This is a genomic window from Mesorhizobium sp. Root554, from assembly GCF_001427025.1.
Lineage (GTDB): Bacteria > Pseudomonadota > Alphaproteobacteria > Rhizobiales > Rhizobiaceae > Mesorhizobium.
Genome location: NZ_LMGA01000001.1, coordinates 3,500,989 through 3,516,596, shown reverse-complemented (window position 1 = coordinate 3,516,596; position 15,608 = coordinate 3,500,989). Strand labels below are relative to the sequence as shown.

The following is a 15,608-nucleotide window of genomic DNA, read 5'->3' as shown; positions in this document are numbered from 1 at the left end:
GGGCAAAGCAACCATGCTGCCCATATCGCCCATTTTTGGCGGCGTGGGGTCAGAACGGGTCGCTTGTGCGTCCGTCCGAGTCGCTTGTGCGCCCGTCCTGCCAGTCTTCGAGATCGTTCGACCACGGTACTTTCTGGCCGGCATGTGCCTCGAACGCGCGCCGACATTGGGACAACGGGGGGAAGGTGTACCGCGTTGACCGCGACCGTGTCGCATTCGGCCCGTGACCATCTATGAACCAGCCGCTCTGCACATCCTTGATGCCAGGAATGATCGCTCTCAAGCGTTTGCCGAAATCGCCCTTATGCACGTACTGACCTCCCGGATGTGTCATGCGCATCTCATTAAACATCGCTTGCACGGTCGTTACTCCAGGGCCATTGCTGGGGGCGTCCGGTTGCGGAAGCAAGCCGTCATCAAGAATCTGGAAGATGTAGCGGAACTCTGGTCCTTGGGCGCGAAGGATCTGGTCGAACAACCCCGCCGTCTTGATCGTGCGGCGTGGGTCCGGTCCGGCGGCGACATCGCGATTCAGCAGGTCGTAGAGCATCCCTTCCCGGCCACCGGCGTTGAATTGCTCCGTCAGAGCCGCAAAATAGTCGCGGTCGCCGCGCCGCCTGTCGCTCACCTCGAACATCTGCCAGCGGCGGTCCGCAAGATCGGCGGGAACGATGGACGCCGCGTTCGAGGCCACCATGTAGATTGTCCGGTTCCGAATGCGAATGGGGTCGATGCCCTTAGCCTCCAGCATGATATAGGGTTCGGTTATCCGCGTTTTGATCGTCCCGGCATCTTGGCGATTTCCACCCCATATGCCTTCGTCGATGAAGATGAAGCGTCGTCCGAACAGATGCGCGTTGAAGCGCCCGCTAACATGCGATTCCTGGGTTATGGTCGTATAGTGCCGTCCCCACAGGCTTCCATAGCTATGGGCGAGGATGCCCTTGCCGACACCGGGCAGACCCGAGAGCACCGGGGCCGTTCCAAGTACGTCTCCTGGTCGTTGAACGCCAAGGGCAAGCCAATTCAGCAGCCATTCATTCAGGTCTGCATCACCGTCGCAGATGTTCTCCGCGATGTGTTCCTTGAGGATGCTCCAGTCGCCCAGTTCCGGCCTGATCGCGAAGCCAGTCCAGATGTTATACGTATTCCCGTTGCGGCCCGGCGGCAGACTCGGATTAAAGTCAATGCGCTTATAGTGATCGGCATCGGAACTGGAGAGCCAATAGACCGGCAACGGCACTTGTTCGACCGTTTTGCCTGTTGAGACAAGAACACTCTCTGACCTGTGTCGATCCCGTAGAACCTCCTTTGAAATCCACACGAATGCATTGTCCTCCTCGGGGTCGATCTGCTTTTCAACGATCATGGTTTTCGTGCCCTGGGTAACGATGCCGTATTTGGCATTCATCTCACGGATTTCCGGCTCGCTGGGACCGTTCCAACCGCCTTGCTGGGCCAGATAGAACAGGCTTCCGATGCCGACCGTGCCGTCGGGCTCGAAGCTGTCCCAGACCTTTCGGCACTCGCTTTCGCCCGGATATTTCGGAGACGACTTCGACCATTCGTTCCAAAGCTGGAAGCCGTTTTCGCCAAAAGAGTGCTTGAGCACGAAACCAATCCGAATCCAGTTGTCATAGTCGTTCGCGGAAACATGCCGAAGGGCGGCGTTCGCTTGCGACTCGTCGCCCTTGAGCACCACGTCCGGCGGCGAAGGATAGCGGAGGGGCCGGGGCTGATCGTCAGCCGGAAGATCGTCCGATTGCAACGCTGCGAGAGGCGGCGCATGCAGCTCCGCGATGGCCGCAGGCGTATAGCCATTCAGGGAACGTGGCTGAAGCTCGCTATCGAGCGGGACGGAGCTGCGAGAGAACGGCAGTGCTATGGGATTCCCGAGCTTCCCTGCCGAAACTGTATCCTGCTTCGGATAGACCTCAATTTCCCCGTTGGCTATGCCGCCCGTGCCCGGCTTGAAACCGTTCTTGCGCATTATCCGCGCTAGGAGCCGGCGGACATCCCGACAATTCTGTGGCTCTCGCCATGCCAGCCAAATATGAATGCCTGCACCGCCGCCAGAGCGCACAACGAAAGGCGTCATGCCCCGCGAGCGCAAATCCTCGACAAGCGGCAGGGTGCGCTTGGCCACCTCCTGCCAGTCCAGTTCCGAACCATGATTGTCGATGTCCAGCGCAGCGAGCCGCGTTGTTTCGCCGGAAAACAGATAGATGGCGATGGGCTGTTCGCCGCTCTGGTGAGCGGCGACAACATCTTGATTCAGGGCCTCCTCGGCCAAGAGATACCCCTTGCCAGTACGGACGTTGAACCGGCTGTAGCAGTCGGTTCGCCCATGACCGGCAAGGGAGACAAGGAAGGCGAGTAAAGTCTTGTGGCTCGACTCAGACATGACCCGCCTCCGGGTCGCATTGCCGTTCTTCAAGCCAGTGCATTACGGCGCTGAGACGATAGCGAATCGCGCCGCTCTTGGAGCCGGGGCGAAGCCTGATAAAGGGCGGGCCATAGCCGTAGATGCGGCCCTTTTCGAGATAGGATTCGCTGACACCCGTAAGGGTGGCCACTTGCCCGGTCGTCAGGAACCGCTCCATCTGCTGTTGCGGTTGCTGGTCCGAAGAAAAGATCGCGCCCTTACGAGCGCGATGCTGACTGATTGATTGCATATCAGTAGCTTTCTGAATGGCGCGACTGAGCGCGCACGGGTGAAAACGACGCCGGAGTAGGCAATCGGTCCCGTTCTCAGTTCTCAGCTACTTGACATGGCCGGGAGGAACCTCCCGCAAGAGTATGGTCCGTCAGGCCTCAGCGATGTCCGCCAATCCTGGGGTTACTCGCCACCGGACTTCTCCGGGCGATGGATGTCAGCTCATCCGCACACATTTCATTGCATAAGGTTGGCCGTCGTTCAATTGCGGCAATCGGCAATGAAACAAAAAGCCAGCAGGCCATTGAGATTACTATGCTCGGGTGGCGATACCCCATTCCGCCAGTTCGTCGCAGATGTGTTGCACGGCTTCAGATTGGAGAGCTTCGCGGACCTCATCATAGTCCCGAGCATGCAATCCAAATCGGTCCTGATACATTGCACAGAGCGCATGGACGGCGGGTACCTTCTCGGCTGGCGTTGCGCAGCCTAAAATCTCTACTGCCGCAAGCCTTGCAAGCGTGGGCACGGAGCGTGTCTCTGCGCGCGACGCGCTTGGCCCCGAGCACATCGCCTGTATCTCAACATCACATTCGTCCCTCTGTCTTTCGCGCACGATGAATATCAAAGCCTTTTCCAGGTTGCGTTCTTTTGCAGTCATTGGCCCGACTAGTGCAGACATCGCGGCGTTCAGCCGTTCCCACTGCCGCCCCTCGGTATCGGCATCCGTGTGGGCATTGATAATGGCGAGCAAAACACGTTCCAGCACGCTTGTTCCATCGCCCAAGGTCGTCCGGTATGTGGAGCCACTAACTGACATTGGCCAACTCCAAGATCCGGGCCGCAACCAGTTCAACCGGGACGCGCAACCGTTCGGCGTTGACCACGATATAGCCGCCCGTGACGTCGCCGTTGGCGCGGTGGTTCAGAAGCCGCTTGAGCGCGTAGTAGGGAACGTCAAAGCTTTCGGCGATGGTGATAAAGGTGCGACGCAGATCATGCAGGGTGAAGCTGACGCCTGACCCTGTGGTGACGCGAAGCAGGAACTTTTTGGTCTCCACGAGGTGACCGTTCTTGCCGGGGCCGGGGAACACCCAAGGTGAGCCGTCCGCCGCCTCCTTGCGCTTGGTCAGCAGGTCCGCAATGAATGCCGACAGCGGCAGGTTCAGCGGGTCGCCATTCTTGGTGGTGGGCAAGTGCAAGGTCCGCGCTTGCAGCTCCACATTGTCCCACCGGAGCTTCATCAGCTCTCCCCGGCGCATGCCAGTGAACAGTGCCGTGAGCAGAAAGTCGCGGGAATAATCCGGTTCAGCCATGACGGCTTGCCACCACATGGGCAGGTCCAGTGCAGTGACTAAAGTTTGCCGACGCCGCTCGCGATACCAAGCGCGAGCCTGCGAAAGGATCAGCACCGGGTTCGGCGGGAAATCGTCCTGGGTGGCGGCAATGAAGTTATAGACCGAGCGGAGGTGCCGCATCGCATTGTTGGCCGTCACCTCGCCATGCGCCTTGGCAATCTCCTGATGCTTGGCCAGCACCATTTGTCGGGTGATCTGGTTCATGGGCTTTTTGCGCCATGCCTTGAGGTAGAGCTTGGCGGTGCGCCCGTAATTGGTGACGGTGTGCGGCGACAGCTTGTTGCGCGCCTCGAAAAAGCGTTCGAAGGCCACGGCGAGCGTGACGCGCTCAACCGTTTCCTTGCGCTTTTCTTCATTGGGGTTGCGGCCCTCGGCCATTTCGCCCAGCAAGGCGAGCGCCTTCTTGCGGGCCACCTCCGGTGCAAAGAGGTCCGCGCGACCAATGGTGACGCGTCGGGTGTCACGGTTCACCTGCCCTTCGGCAAAATAGACCTTGGAGCGGCTGCCGACCCGAAGACCGAAGCCGGAAAGCAGCGTATCACGGTAGAGGACTTGGCCGTTGGCAGAGAACGGAATGTCGTCAATGGCGCGGCGGGTAAGACGTAGGCTAGGCATTTGAGACCTCCTGTTGGCCTCAACTCAAACTAACCAAATCATCTTGAAAATACAAGCAATATCAGATACTTATATAACATTTACCAACCCGATCCAGCACGATGAAACGCCGTCCAACGCCTGCGCACGCGCGATCAGACGCACATGAGCAACGGCAGGTTCAGTTTAGCCAGCAGCATGAAAATGAGCCCGCAGCGTTGGCCGCGAGGCTCGTCCTTGATAGTGCCCTATGTATTAGGTCCGGTCGTGGACCTGTGCGAGGGGGGCGACCCTCTTTGCCGTATCAACGCCCGTCTGAGCGGACTGCTTTGAGGTGTAGACTTCGGAGTGGCACAGGGTTTCGCCATTGGCACCCTTAAGACGCCAGAAGTACCCGCCTGCGTTCGCGCGAAGGATTTCAAACATGTAGATGGCCCTCCTTGGGCTGGAAATGTGACCCGTCCGAAGCGCCGGGTCATTGATCTTTAAGGAGGGGCCAGCTAGGGTAATGTTGTTCAAGACATGCCTAGCGGGCTTCGGCCCAGGTATTCGGAAATCGGCTGGTTTACGAGACCAGTCGGTTTTCCATCCATGTTACCTTCGGGGTGAGATACGGCCCCTTGGGCGGAAGTTCGTCTGGACTCGCCGGCAGAACTTCCGGAAACCGCGTCCCATCCTTTACTTCAGCGATCCGGCCCTGATTGAGCCCGAAGAACGCTGCGATATCGTGATGGCGGTCGCCCCGCTCGATCATGCCCCGAATAAGCGCCACGTCGCGCTCGTTGATTGTGAGGCCGCTCGGCCTCGCACGTGATCCCATACTTTGCTCCTGTTTCATCAAACGCCAGACTCTAGGCCCGACCCCCCCTATATGAGGGAGAGTCGCCAGATAGTCAACCACCAATCTTGAACTCATGTGCCGTAGCTTGTTACGGTTTTATTTTGTCTTGACATGGTAGCGTGCTACGGCTATTCTATGCCCATGATCCAACACGAAGAAATAGCAACTCCAATCGGTCTAACCGCGCGCCTGCTCGATGTCGCAGAAGTTTTTGCCGGGGTTGGGGTGTCGCGCGAGGAAACGGTGGTTCGTCCGGGGGAAAGGCTTCCGGTTATCGGCGTGCGCGACCTTCAGGACGGCGCTGTCGCTCCGCGCGAAGCGTTGGACACCGTCGGTTTTTCGTCCCTGTCCAAAGCTATGACCTATGCGGTTCAGGCCGACGATGTGCTCGTCACCGGACGCGGGACGCTGTTGAAGTTCGGCCTCGTGGGTGATGAGACCGCAGGAGCCATCGCCAGTGCAAACATCATCGTCGTGCGACCCGGCACCGATGTGACGGGGGGCGCCCTGTTTGCGATCCTATCGAGCGATGTCTTTCGCCCAAAGATCGAGGTTTTGCGAAGGGGGGCAACGACGCTGCTGTCCCTGTCGCCCAAAGACCTTGCCAAGCTCGAAATCAATCTGCCGCCGCTGAACGAACAGCAGCGCATCGCCGCCCTCGTTAAGGACGCGCAAATCGCCTACCGCACCGCCCTAGAGGCTGCCGAAATCCGCCGCTCACTCGCGCGGCGTCTGATTGACGCTCGCCTGTTTGGCGACAATCAGAACCATTGAGGAAAACATGGCCAAACTCACGCGCACAGAACTGGAAAATCATCTCTGGAAATCCGCCGACATCCTGCGTGGCTCCATCGATAGCTCCGATTACAAGATCTACATTTTCGGCTTTCTGTTTCTGAAGCGCCTTTCCGATCGTTTCGAGGAGGAGGCCAAGGAGGTAATCCGTCAGGGCCTGCCGGAAGATGTCGCCTATAGCGACCCAGACGAGCATGAGTTCTTTCTGGTTGAACGTGCGCGTTGGTCGTCGATCAAAAAGCTGACGACCGGCATTGGCGATCACCTCAACAAGGCCTGCGCCGCGATTGAGGACGCCAATCCCTCGATTGAAGGCGTGCTGGCCAATATCGATTTCAATTCTGAATCGCGCCTTGGCGATGCCAAAAACCGCGAAGGCGTTTTGTCGCGTCTGATCGACCACTTCTCTCGCATCGACCTTTCCAATGCCTCTCTGTCCGAACCGGACATGCTTGGTCGCGCCTATGAATACCTAATCGACAAGTTCGCGGACGACGCAGGCAAGAAAGGCGGCGAGTTCTACACCCCACATCATGTCGTGCGGCTAATCGTAGAGCTGCTGGACCCCAAGCCCGGCATGCGCATCAGCGACCCCACATGCGGCTCAGGCGGCATGCTGGTTCAGGTTGCGGAGCATGTAGCGAAGCTCGAAGGCAAGCGGCTGGGCGAAGCGCTCAACATCACGCTGCACGGTCAGGAGAAGAACCTTGGCACATGGGCAATCGCCAAGATGAACCTGCTGCTGCATGGGCTTCGCGATGCGCGGATTGAAAAGGGCGATACGATCCGCAATCCTCGCCTCCTCGATCAGGACGGCAACCTGTTCCTTTATGATCGCGTGATCGCCAACCCGCCCTTCTCATTGGATAGCTGGGGCGCGGAGGACGTTTCAGGCGACACCGAGAAGAAGGGCTATAACCGCTTCATCTATGGCATTCCACCCAAGAACATGGGTGATTTCGCCTTCGTTCAGCACATGGTGGCGACGCTCAATGCCAAGGGACTTTGCGGCGTGGTGATGCCGCATGGCGTACTGTTTCGTGGATCGGGTGATGGCCGCATTCGCGAAGCGATGCTGAAAGCCGATCTGTTCGAGGCAATCATTGGTCTGCCAGAAAACCTCTTCGCTGGAACCGGCATTACCGCAACGGTGCTGATCCTCAACAAGGCGAAATCACCCGCCCGTAAGGGTAAGGTACTGTTCATAAACGGCTCCAAGGAATTCGAGGAGCGGCCCAAAAAGAACATCATGGGCGAAGGCAACATCACGCGCGTCGTTGAGGCCTTTAGGGCTTGGACGGATGAAGACCGCTTCAGTCGCGTCGTCGATATGAAGGAAATTGAGGAGAATGATTTCAACCTCAATATCTCGCGCTACATCGACACCCTCGAGCCCGAGAAACCAATCGATGTTCAGGCCGAACTTACCAAGCTGTGGAACGCTGAGAAGGCGCGGGACGCCGCCGCTGAACGCATGAACGCCCTTCTAAAGGAGATGGGTTATGTCGGGTAAAGCGTTTACCCGATTTGGCCCGGTTGCTGCTGAATGGCCGATCATCCGCCTGCGGGAAGTAATTCGCGAACGCGTGAGTTGGATCGAAATTGATGACAGCACTCACTATCACCGTGTCACTGCACGGGTGAGAAACCAAGGCGTTGAACCTCGCGATAAGGTGCCTGGGAGTTACATAAAAACAAAGCGCCAGAAACTTTGCAGGGCCGACGACCTTCTCGTTGCGGAAATCGACGCCAAAGTTGGTGGTTTTGGGTTGATACCAATTGAAAGTGACGGGGCGATTGTCAGTGGTCACTACTTCTTATTTGAGATCAACCAATCCAGGGTAGTGTTGGATTGGTTTGATCATATCATTCGGGATGGCCGACTTCATCGACAAGTCGATGCTGTCGGCTCGACCAACTACGCGGCTATTCGTCCACGCGATGTGGGGGCATTTCAAATGCCACTTCCAGCGCTCGCTGAACAGAGCGCGATTGCCGAGGTCTTAGGCGTGGTGGTGGAAGCTATTGCAAAGACGAGGACGCTGATTGAGGCATTAGTTGAGAGCCGCAACGAGCTGACCAGAGACTTTCAGGGCAGCGAGAAGCAACCGAAATGGCATGTACAGGCGATCGGTTCACTTGTCCGGCAATGCCAATATGGGCTTTCGATCCCACTGGATGGCAAAGGCACAGTGCCAGTCTTGAGGATGCCGGATATCGGGGATGGTAAAGTAAACGTGGATGTCCGCGGGCTGAAGTCAACTGACGTGACACCCGCCGAAATCGCCTCATGCTCAATAAAGAAGGGTGACATTCTGTTCAACAGGACAAACAGCCAAGCTCTTGTTGGCAAAACAGGGATCGTCAGACATGACCCAAGCACGGAGGTCGTCTTTGCAAGCTATCTGATCCGCCTTGTCGTGAAAAATAGTGTAAATCCATACTGGCTTAATGCCATCTTGAACCTGCCACGAACTCAGGAGAGGTTAAAGACGCTCGCTACGCCGGGCGTTTCTCAATGGAATATCAATTCAAAAACGCTCAAGCGATTTTCGATTGCGGTGCCCCCAAAAGCTGAGCAGGACAGCTTTGCTGATCTGTATGAAACGATAGAAGCCCGACTAACGGCCGAGCGTGCAAAACTAGACGTGCTTTATCAAACTCAATCGTCCCTTGCCCAAGAACTCCTCTCGGGTCGCGTTCGCCTTCCAGACAGCATCATTGCGCGGCATCGCGGCAAAGCCGGCCAAGCGGCATGAGCGACACCAGCAAACAGCTTGAGCGCGAATGGGTGGAGGAACCCGCGGTCGATCTGCTGCGTGTTCTGTTCGATTATAAGCTCTTGGTTCCAGAAGAGGTGCGGCGGTTACGCGACGGGCTGGCAACCGAACCGGTTCTGACGGTTCGCCTTTCAGAATGCCTGAAGCGCCTTAACCCTTGGCTTGGCGAGGATGGCGTTCGCCGCGCCGTTGCGGCCGTCACGCGCGTTACAGCCGTCGATGTGATGGAGGCCAATGAAAGCGCCTATACGGCCCTCACCTATGGCGTGACTGCCCCCCATACTGAAGATGGCAGGCGGCAGGACCGCAATGTGCGGTTTTTCGATTTCGATAACCCGTCCGCCAATATGTTCGAGTTCGCGCGGCAAGTCGCGATCAAGGGCGCGCGGCAGGACATCATTCCCGATATCGTCGTTTACGTGAACGGCCTTCCTCTCGCTGCTATCGAATGCAAATCGCCGTTATTGGCCGATCCGATGGGCGAGGCGATCCGTCAGTTCCGCCGTTATGAAAGCCGCGATGAATTCGCCGGGCTTGGCGCTCCCCGCCTGTTCGAGACGGCGCAGGTTTCTATCGCTCTGGCGCGCGACGTAGCAAAGTACGGCACGACGCTGACGCCCGCTCGCCAATGGGCCGAATGGAAAGACCCCTATCCACTTACGCTCGACGCGCTCGCTGCTCAATTGGGTCGAACGCCAACCGGGCAGGACATCTTGCTTGCAGGGCTTCTCGCACCTGCCAATCTGCTCGATCTCATCCGCAACTTCGTGATGTTCGAAACCATCGACGGGCGGCGCATCAAGAAGCTGGCGCGCTATCAGCAATTCGTTGCCGTCGGCAAGGCGATTGAGCGCATCCGGACCGCACCCAATCCGCAGCGCCGTGGCGGCGTCATCCACCATACCCAAGGCTCCGGTAAATCGCTGACGATGGTGTTTCTTGCGACCAAGTTACGTCGCCTGCCCGAAGCCGAAAATCCTACGATTGTTATCGTCACCGATCGAAACGACCTTGACGACCAGATCACCGGACAATTCCAGCGCTCAGGCTTTGCCAACCCCATACAGGCCGAAAGCGGAGACGCGCTCCGCAAAGCTTTGTCCGGTGGCGCTGGAACGACCGTTCTGACGACCGTCCATAAGTTTCACAGCGCCGTGCCGAAACGCTCGTCGGTCATCTCCAAGGCGCGGAATGTCTTCGTAATGGTCGATGAAGCCCACCGGACGCAATATGGCGCGCTCGCCGCCCGGATGCGCGCAGGACTGCCCAACGCCTGCATGATCGCCTTCACCGGCACGCCCATCGACAAGAAGGACCGTAGCACCCGTGAGGTGTTCGGCGATTACCTGCACCGCTACCTGATCGACCAGGCTGTGAAGGATGGAGCGACCGTCCCGATCTACTACGAGATGCGCGATGCGCAACTTCGGATCGATGGGCGCGATCTCGAACGGGATATTCGGGCCACGTTCCCGGAACTGTCAGACGACGAGATTGAGAAGCTGAAGCGCGGCATGCGACTTCAAGAGAAACTGGCCGGAGCGCCAGTTCGTGTAGAGGCCATCGCTGGGGATATTCTCGCTCATTATCGAAGCACTATCGAACCGAATGGTTTCAAAGCCCAAATAGTGACGGTCAGCCGAGACGTCGCCGTGACCTACGTCGAAGCTTTGCGGCAGCTTGGTGCGCCCGAATGCGCGCTGATCATGTCCGCGTCCAACAACGACAGCGCCCGGTTGCAGGCGCATCACATATCCAAGCGCGACCGCGATACCTTGATTGGCCGGTTCAAGAAGCGCGATGACCCGCTGAGAATATTGGTCGTGTGCGACATGCTGCTGACCGGCTTTGACGCGCCGGTAGAACAGGTTTTGTATCTCGATGCACCTCTGCGGGAGCATACGCTTTTGCAGGCCATCGCCCGCGTGAACCGCACCGCGGATGGCAAGACCTATGGGTTGGTCGTCGACTATTGGGGCGACAATCGGCGTATTTCGGATGCGTTGGATATGTTCTCTGACGAGGACGGCATAGCGAGTGCTTTGCGCCCCCTGTCCGAGAAAATTCAGCTTCTGGAAAGTCGCCATCGTGCGGCTATTCGTCTGCTCGAAGGAATGGACCGTCAGGATGATGGCGCATGCGTCGAACTGCTGCGTCCAGACGATATCCGGGCCAAATTCGAACTCGACTTCCTGCGTTTCGCCGAAGCCATGGACATGGTCTTGCCGGACCCAAAGGCATTGGAAGAGCCCTATCCCTCGGATTTGAAGTGGCTCGCGCGTATTCGTGTTCTTGCGCGCCGCGCCTATCACGAGGAGCCGTTTGACCCCAAAGACTACGGCGCGAAAGTCGGCGAGATAATCACCAGCCATCTCTCGGTGACGGGCGTCGAACAGTTGCTGGTGAAGTTTGACATCCTCGACCCTGCCTTCCGTCCGCATCTGGAAAGCCTTCGGTCGAGTGATGCAAAGGCGGCTGAGATTGAGCACGCCATCCGCCAAGAAATCCACGTCCACCGCGACGAAAATCCCACGGCATACGCTTCTCTCTGGGAACAGCTAGAGAGGATCGTCAACGACAGGCGGGAGGCTCGCGTTTCCGCCGCCAGCGCGTTGACCCAGCTTGAAGCGATGGTGGGGCAAGCCGCAGATATTCGTTCGGGCGTGGCGGGCAGGAGCGACGGCCTCACCGGAACGGCTGTCGCCATCCTGCCCTTCATTGACACCGACCTGCCAGATGCTGAGCGCTCCCGGAGCGCTGCTGGTATCACCAAGGCGCTCGAGGAATATGCCGAGGTCGTTGACTGGCATCATAAGGAGGACGTGCAACGACAGATGCGCCGATCCATCAAGGAGCATTTGCGCAGCTTGGGATTGGATGCGCACAAGGTCGAAGCCACGACGGCAAAGATTATGGATGTCGCCCGCGCGCGGTATGCGGGATGACGGACGCGGCTCATCATTCCATCGTCTTTGGCGGCGAAACGTTTGCATTCCTCATTGAGCGGACATCGCGCCGTAAAACCGTAGCGATATCGGTTGGCTTTGATGGGGTGCGCGTCCTCGCACCCTCGGACCTGGATGATGATCGCGTCCTTGGCATCGTTCGCAAGAAAGGCGCTTGGCTGCTTCGCAAACAGGCGGCGTGCAGAGAGCTTGGCGGGCAGCCGGTCGCAAAGGAATTTGTGAGTGGCGAGACCTTCCACTATCTGGGCCGTCAGTATCGCTTGAAGCTCATTCCCGACGAAACTGCCGTTGTGACCCGAATTGCCGCGAGGGGTTCAACGCTCGTCGCGCCGGTACTGCCAAATGGTCATGCATCCGTTCAACGCGCTGCTGTCCGCAGCGGTCTCAGACACTGGTATCGTGCCCATGCGATCCAGCATTTTCCTGTCCGTGCGCGAATGATCGCAGAGACGCTTGGCATTCCGACACCGACCGTCAAAGTCGTTGACCAGTCGAAGCGCTGGGGAAGTTGCGATGCACGGGGGCGCATACGCTTAAACTGGCGCTTGGTCATGGCACCAATGCCACTGGTTGATTACGTTATTGCCCATGAGGCTTGCCACGTTCTTGAGCACAATCATTCACGGCGATTTTGGCGCTCGTTGGAAACGATCATGCCGGACTACGAAGATCGTCTAAGAAGACTTGATCGAATGGGGCACCAGTTCATTTGGTGACCGGGACAACCGCAAAGAATGGGACAGCCAATTGCCGAAACACCATCTGCATGCCTTCGTCAGCCGGGGCGCAAATGTGGGAGAGCTTCTCCTCCCCCACAAGCACGAAGACGGCAGCTACGTCGTATCGAAAACCCGTTTTGAGGACGACTACGTCCGGGTGGCCAAGGAGACGGATATCTTGCCGTGGCTGGAAAAGGGATACGGTCTGCGAATGTCAAACCCAGACAAGGGTATTACCGCTCCAAGTTTGATATCGCCGGAGTCGATTTATCGACCGGTGGCCCTGTAAAGGGTCTTGATTTGACTCAAAAAGGCGGCATGCCAACCGCCCGCACGGATGCAATCTGCCTCGCCTGTTGACGGGCTTGAGGCCCGCCGCGCGGACAGCATCAAGCACTTAAATCAGTTGCCCGATGAAGTAGGGAAGGGCCAGAGCCCCTTCGCATAAACGAAAAGATCACGCCCCCTCTCGGTGATTTCAGGCTCCAGCCATTGCGTGATTTCGTGATCCTGAAACCGGGCGTTCAGGCGAAGCTCGCTGTTCGCCGCTATTGCTGGCCGCTTCTTCATAAAGGGTCCGTTGCTGACGGACGAGTTAAGCGCTTGGGTTAACAAGGTCAGATTGCCGACAGTATGTATGATGTTTTGCCGCCTCGCAGCAGGCGTCAGCCCGTCAGTTTCGGTCGGTTCGGCTGGATACGGATAGTCAATTATGCTTCCTTGCTGAGGCAGCAAATGCTCTACGCTGACGTCTTCAGGGGCATGCTTGTATTCGTTCTTGTTGGTGCGCATCGCGTTGTCGATGGCCGTCAATAGCATGACTGCTCGATCTGGCCGGGATTTCACATAAGTCGGCTTCTCTAGCCAGCCTTTTTCGAACTCGGTATCATTCGGCCAACGCACGGTTACGTCGTCTGACCTCGTTAGCTCCTCGCGTACGGTAGAAGCCAGTTTTTCACTGGTAGGTTTGTCGTCAGCGCTGACCGCTGCCGCAAGGGCAACTTCTCTGACCTTAGCAAGGAGCGAAACAAAGAACTTATTGTAGTTCTTGTTCGTGAGTTGGCAGACAAAGCGCCGTATCATCCAGCATTCGATATCCGAAACAATCTGATTGCGGTCAGCAAGGGTCAACTTTTCGATTGGCAGCCCAAGAACATAAAGCAGTAGCGGATAGACGGTGCTCGTATCGAGAGACCGCAATCTCCCCGCAAAAATCGAGACCTGATCTGTGCCATTGGGCGAAATCAAACCTCGAAAAATGACCGCGTAGCGCTTTAACTCGTCCAGAAAACCTTCCAGGGTCTGGCCTGACTGGTCGCGCCAATCGCGGAACTCTTGGAAAATGTGACCTATGGAAAGCTCACGTCCAGTCTGCATCACGAGGAAATGGAAAATGAAGAGGTCAATGCGCGGCCTCGTCAGTCGGCCCTGCCGTTCAGGTGTGTGCCAATACCTATCTTCGCCATTGACGGACACAAGGGTTCGATCGTTGTCGAAGGATCGCCAATAGGTCTCATACAATTCGTCGGCATAGTTCGGATTGCTGCTGTGTGCAGGATCAACTGACGCCTGATGAAAGATTGTGTTGCGGATTAGATCGGACGGCAACAGCGGTTGGCCGCGCGCATTCAGCGTTTCGAAGATGATTTGTGGGTCATCGTTTTCTTCGAGTTCTATGACAACAAGCTGCAATCCCGTTCTCAGCGCTTGCAGTAGCCCGAAAATACGCCTGTCTCTTTCTTCCGCATCGGAGGCCGCCGCGTAATTTTCCACTTGGCGTCGAAAAAACGAATAGGCACCGATCAATCGCGGCAATTCGCTCTTTTGGGTCAAGCCGTGCTGCTTGAGCAAGGCTTCGGTCCCGCCTGCCATCATTATCGATCGGAACAGTGGTCGATCAGCATTCGTAGGCCAAACCTTAAAGCTGCTCTCTGAGCCGGGCTTCTCATCCTCGTTGATCGTCAGGCGTTTGAGCTTGTTCGCATGCACCGATCCTGCGGAATCAGCGAAATCGCGAAGGGCTGCCACGAAAACCTGCAATGTCGTTAGCCGCTGCTGCCCATCAATGACCTCCGACCGGGCGACCGCGCTCCCCACGATTTTTTGGACATTTAGGACAACTGCACCGAGGAAGTGCGACCGACGTGGAACGCCATTGTCGGCCGCAAGACACGCGTCCGCCTGCCGCTCGATATCATCCCAGAGGGGCTGCCACTGTTCATCCTCGTTCCAGACATATGCGCGCTGGTAGAGCGGAACGGTGTATCTGCGTTCTTTCTGAAATAGGTCATGGATGGAAAGTTTATCCGGCTTCATATCGCCCCCCAGCGCCACAACGTCTTGAAAAGTATTCACGCGTCTATCGCAAATGACTTGCTCGCAATCCACTAAAATCGCCACCCTCAACTCCCCGCCGTCGCCTTCGATGGAGAAAGAGCATCACACCAGCTGTTGCACGGCATGCAACAACTCCCCCTTGGAAATGCCCGTTTGGCAACGTGTAAGAGATTCTTACATGTTCAAAGCAGGCTGCGACGGCAAGTGGTTCTTTCGCAATCGGACCTCACGACCTTGGGCAACCAGCCCCCAAGATCAAGAATCCGCACAAACCGGGACATCCCGACGCCCACGGACTCCCGCTCCCGGCCCAAACTGTCAGTGCCGTTGATGGGGGGAGGTCCGGCGGGTGCGGTGCCGATTAGTAGGGCCAACCGCGAACTGTAGGCTTCTAGTAGTGTCGCGGGATCAAAGGGGTGGCAACAGGGTGATACCCCATGCTATCGCTCAACTCCTGAAAGTGGATTCCGGCCAATGGCTTGTCCAGTAGGGTCCAACGATTTCGTAGAGCGTCTAAGCATCTGATATTGTTACGAAAAACAATTCGTAATGATGGGGTCAG

The 15,608-nt window shown here is 57.2% G+C and carries 12 protein-coding genes and 1 pseudogene; 6 read left to right on the top strand and 7 right to left on the bottom strand.

Going from position 1 to position 15,608, the window contains the following annotated elements; genetic code table 11:
• Window positions 1-49: 49 nt before the first annotated feature.
• From ASD44_RS16975 to ASD44_RS16950, 6 genes and pseudogenes are all read right to left on the bottom strand, one after another.
• Complete coding sequence (locus ASD44_RS16975) at window positions 50-2,404, bottom strand: PriCT-2 domain-containing protein (protein WP_082542514.1); 2,355 nt, start codon at window positions 2,402-2,404, stop codon at window positions 50-52.
• Window positions 2,397-2,675: a helix-turn-helix domain-containing protein gene (locus ASD44_RS16970; RefSeq protein ID WP_056114618.1), complete on the bottom strand. Its 279-nt coding sequence runs from the start codon at window positions 2,673-2,675 to the stop codon at window positions 2,397-2,399. Before ASD44_RS16970 ends, ASD44_RS16975 begins: the two co-directional genes overlap by 8 nt.
• A 294-nt stretch (window positions 2,676-2,969) precedes the next feature.
• Entirely contained in the window at window positions 2,970-3,425 is a 456-nt protein-coding gene (locus ASD44_RS16965) for a hypothetical protein (protein ID WP_056206871.1), read from the bottom strand.
• A 40-nt stretch (window positions 3,426-3,465) separates the two neighbouring features.
• Window positions 3,466-4,392 (bottom strand): tyrosine-type recombinase/integrase, encoded by a 927-nt coding sequence (locus ASD44_RS16960; RefSeq protein WP_244478848.1) that lies wholly within the window; start codon window positions 4,390-4,392, stop codon window positions 3,466-3,468.
• A gap of 18 nt (window positions 4,393-4,410) precedes the next feature.
• Window positions 4,411-4,629 (bottom strand): annotated as a pseudogene (locus ASD44_RS18820) (integrase); the annotation flags it as partial.
• A gap of 544 nt (window positions 4,630-5,173) precedes the next feature.
• Window positions 5,174-5,428: a hypothetical protein gene (locus ASD44_RS16950; protein WP_056116435.1), complete on the bottom strand. Its 255-nt coding sequence runs from the start codon at window positions 5,426-5,428 to the stop codon at window positions 5,174-5,176.
• A 162-nt stretch (window positions 5,429-5,590) separates the two neighbouring features.
• Between ASD44_RS16950 and ASD44_RS16945 the strand changes: the two genes are divergently transcribed.
• The 6 genes from ASD44_RS16945 to ASD44_RS16920 are packed head-to-tail and all read left to right on the top strand — an operon-like array spanning window position 5,591 to window position 12,998.
• Window positions 5,591-6,223 carry a restriction endonuclease subunit S gene (locus tag ASD44_RS16945; RefSeq protein ID WP_056116431.1) on the top strand — a complete coding sequence of 211 codons (633 nt, stop codon included), beginning with the start codon at window positions 5,591-5,593 and terminating at the stop codon, window positions 6,221-6,223.
• A 7-nt stretch (window positions 6,224-6,230) separates the two neighbouring features.
• Window positions 6,231-7,757, top strand: a complete 1,527-nt coding sequence (locus tag ASD44_RS16940; protein WP_056114610.1) for a class I SAM-dependent DNA methyltransferase — start codon at window positions 6,231-6,233, stop codon at window positions 7,755-7,757.
• Window positions 7,747-9,003 (top strand): restriction endonuclease subunit S, encoded by a 1,257-nt coding sequence (locus tag ASD44_RS16935; protein WP_056114608.1) that lies wholly within the window; start codon window positions 7,747-7,749, stop codon window positions 9,001-9,003. The genes ASD44_RS16940 and ASD44_RS16935 overlap by 11 nt, the downstream gene beginning before the upstream one ends.
• Window positions 9,000-11,969 carry a type I restriction endonuclease subunit R gene (locus tag ASD44_RS16930; protein ID WP_056114605.1) on the top strand — a complete coding sequence of 990 codons (2,970 nt, stop codon included), beginning with the start codon at window positions 9,000-9,002 and terminating at the stop codon, window positions 11,967-11,969. Before ASD44_RS16935 ends, ASD44_RS16930 begins: the two co-directional genes overlap by 4 nt.
• Window positions 11,966-12,706, top strand: a complete 741-nt coding sequence (locus ASD44_RS16925; RefSeq protein WP_056114602.1) for a SprT family zinc-dependent metalloprotease — start codon at window positions 11,966-11,968, stop codon at window positions 12,704-12,706. The genes ASD44_RS16930 and ASD44_RS16925 overlap by 4 nt, the downstream gene beginning before the upstream one ends.
• A complete protein-coding gene (locus tag ASD44_RS16920) occupies window positions 12,675-12,998 on the top strand; it encodes a hypothetical protein (RefSeq protein WP_156459878.1) in 324 nt (107 codons plus the stop codon). The genes ASD44_RS16925 and ASD44_RS16920 overlap by 32 nt, the downstream gene beginning before the upstream one ends.
• A 113-nt stretch (window positions 12,999-13,111) precedes the next feature.
• Here the strand turns inward: ASD44_RS16920 and ASD44_RS16915 are convergent, their stop codons facing one another.
• Window positions 13,112-15,109 (bottom strand): DUF262 domain-containing protein, encoded by a 1,998-nt coding sequence (locus ASD44_RS16915; protein ID WP_156459877.1) that lies wholly within the window; start codon window positions 15,107-15,109, stop codon window positions 13,112-13,114.
• Window positions 15,110-15,608: the final 499 nt, after the last annotated feature.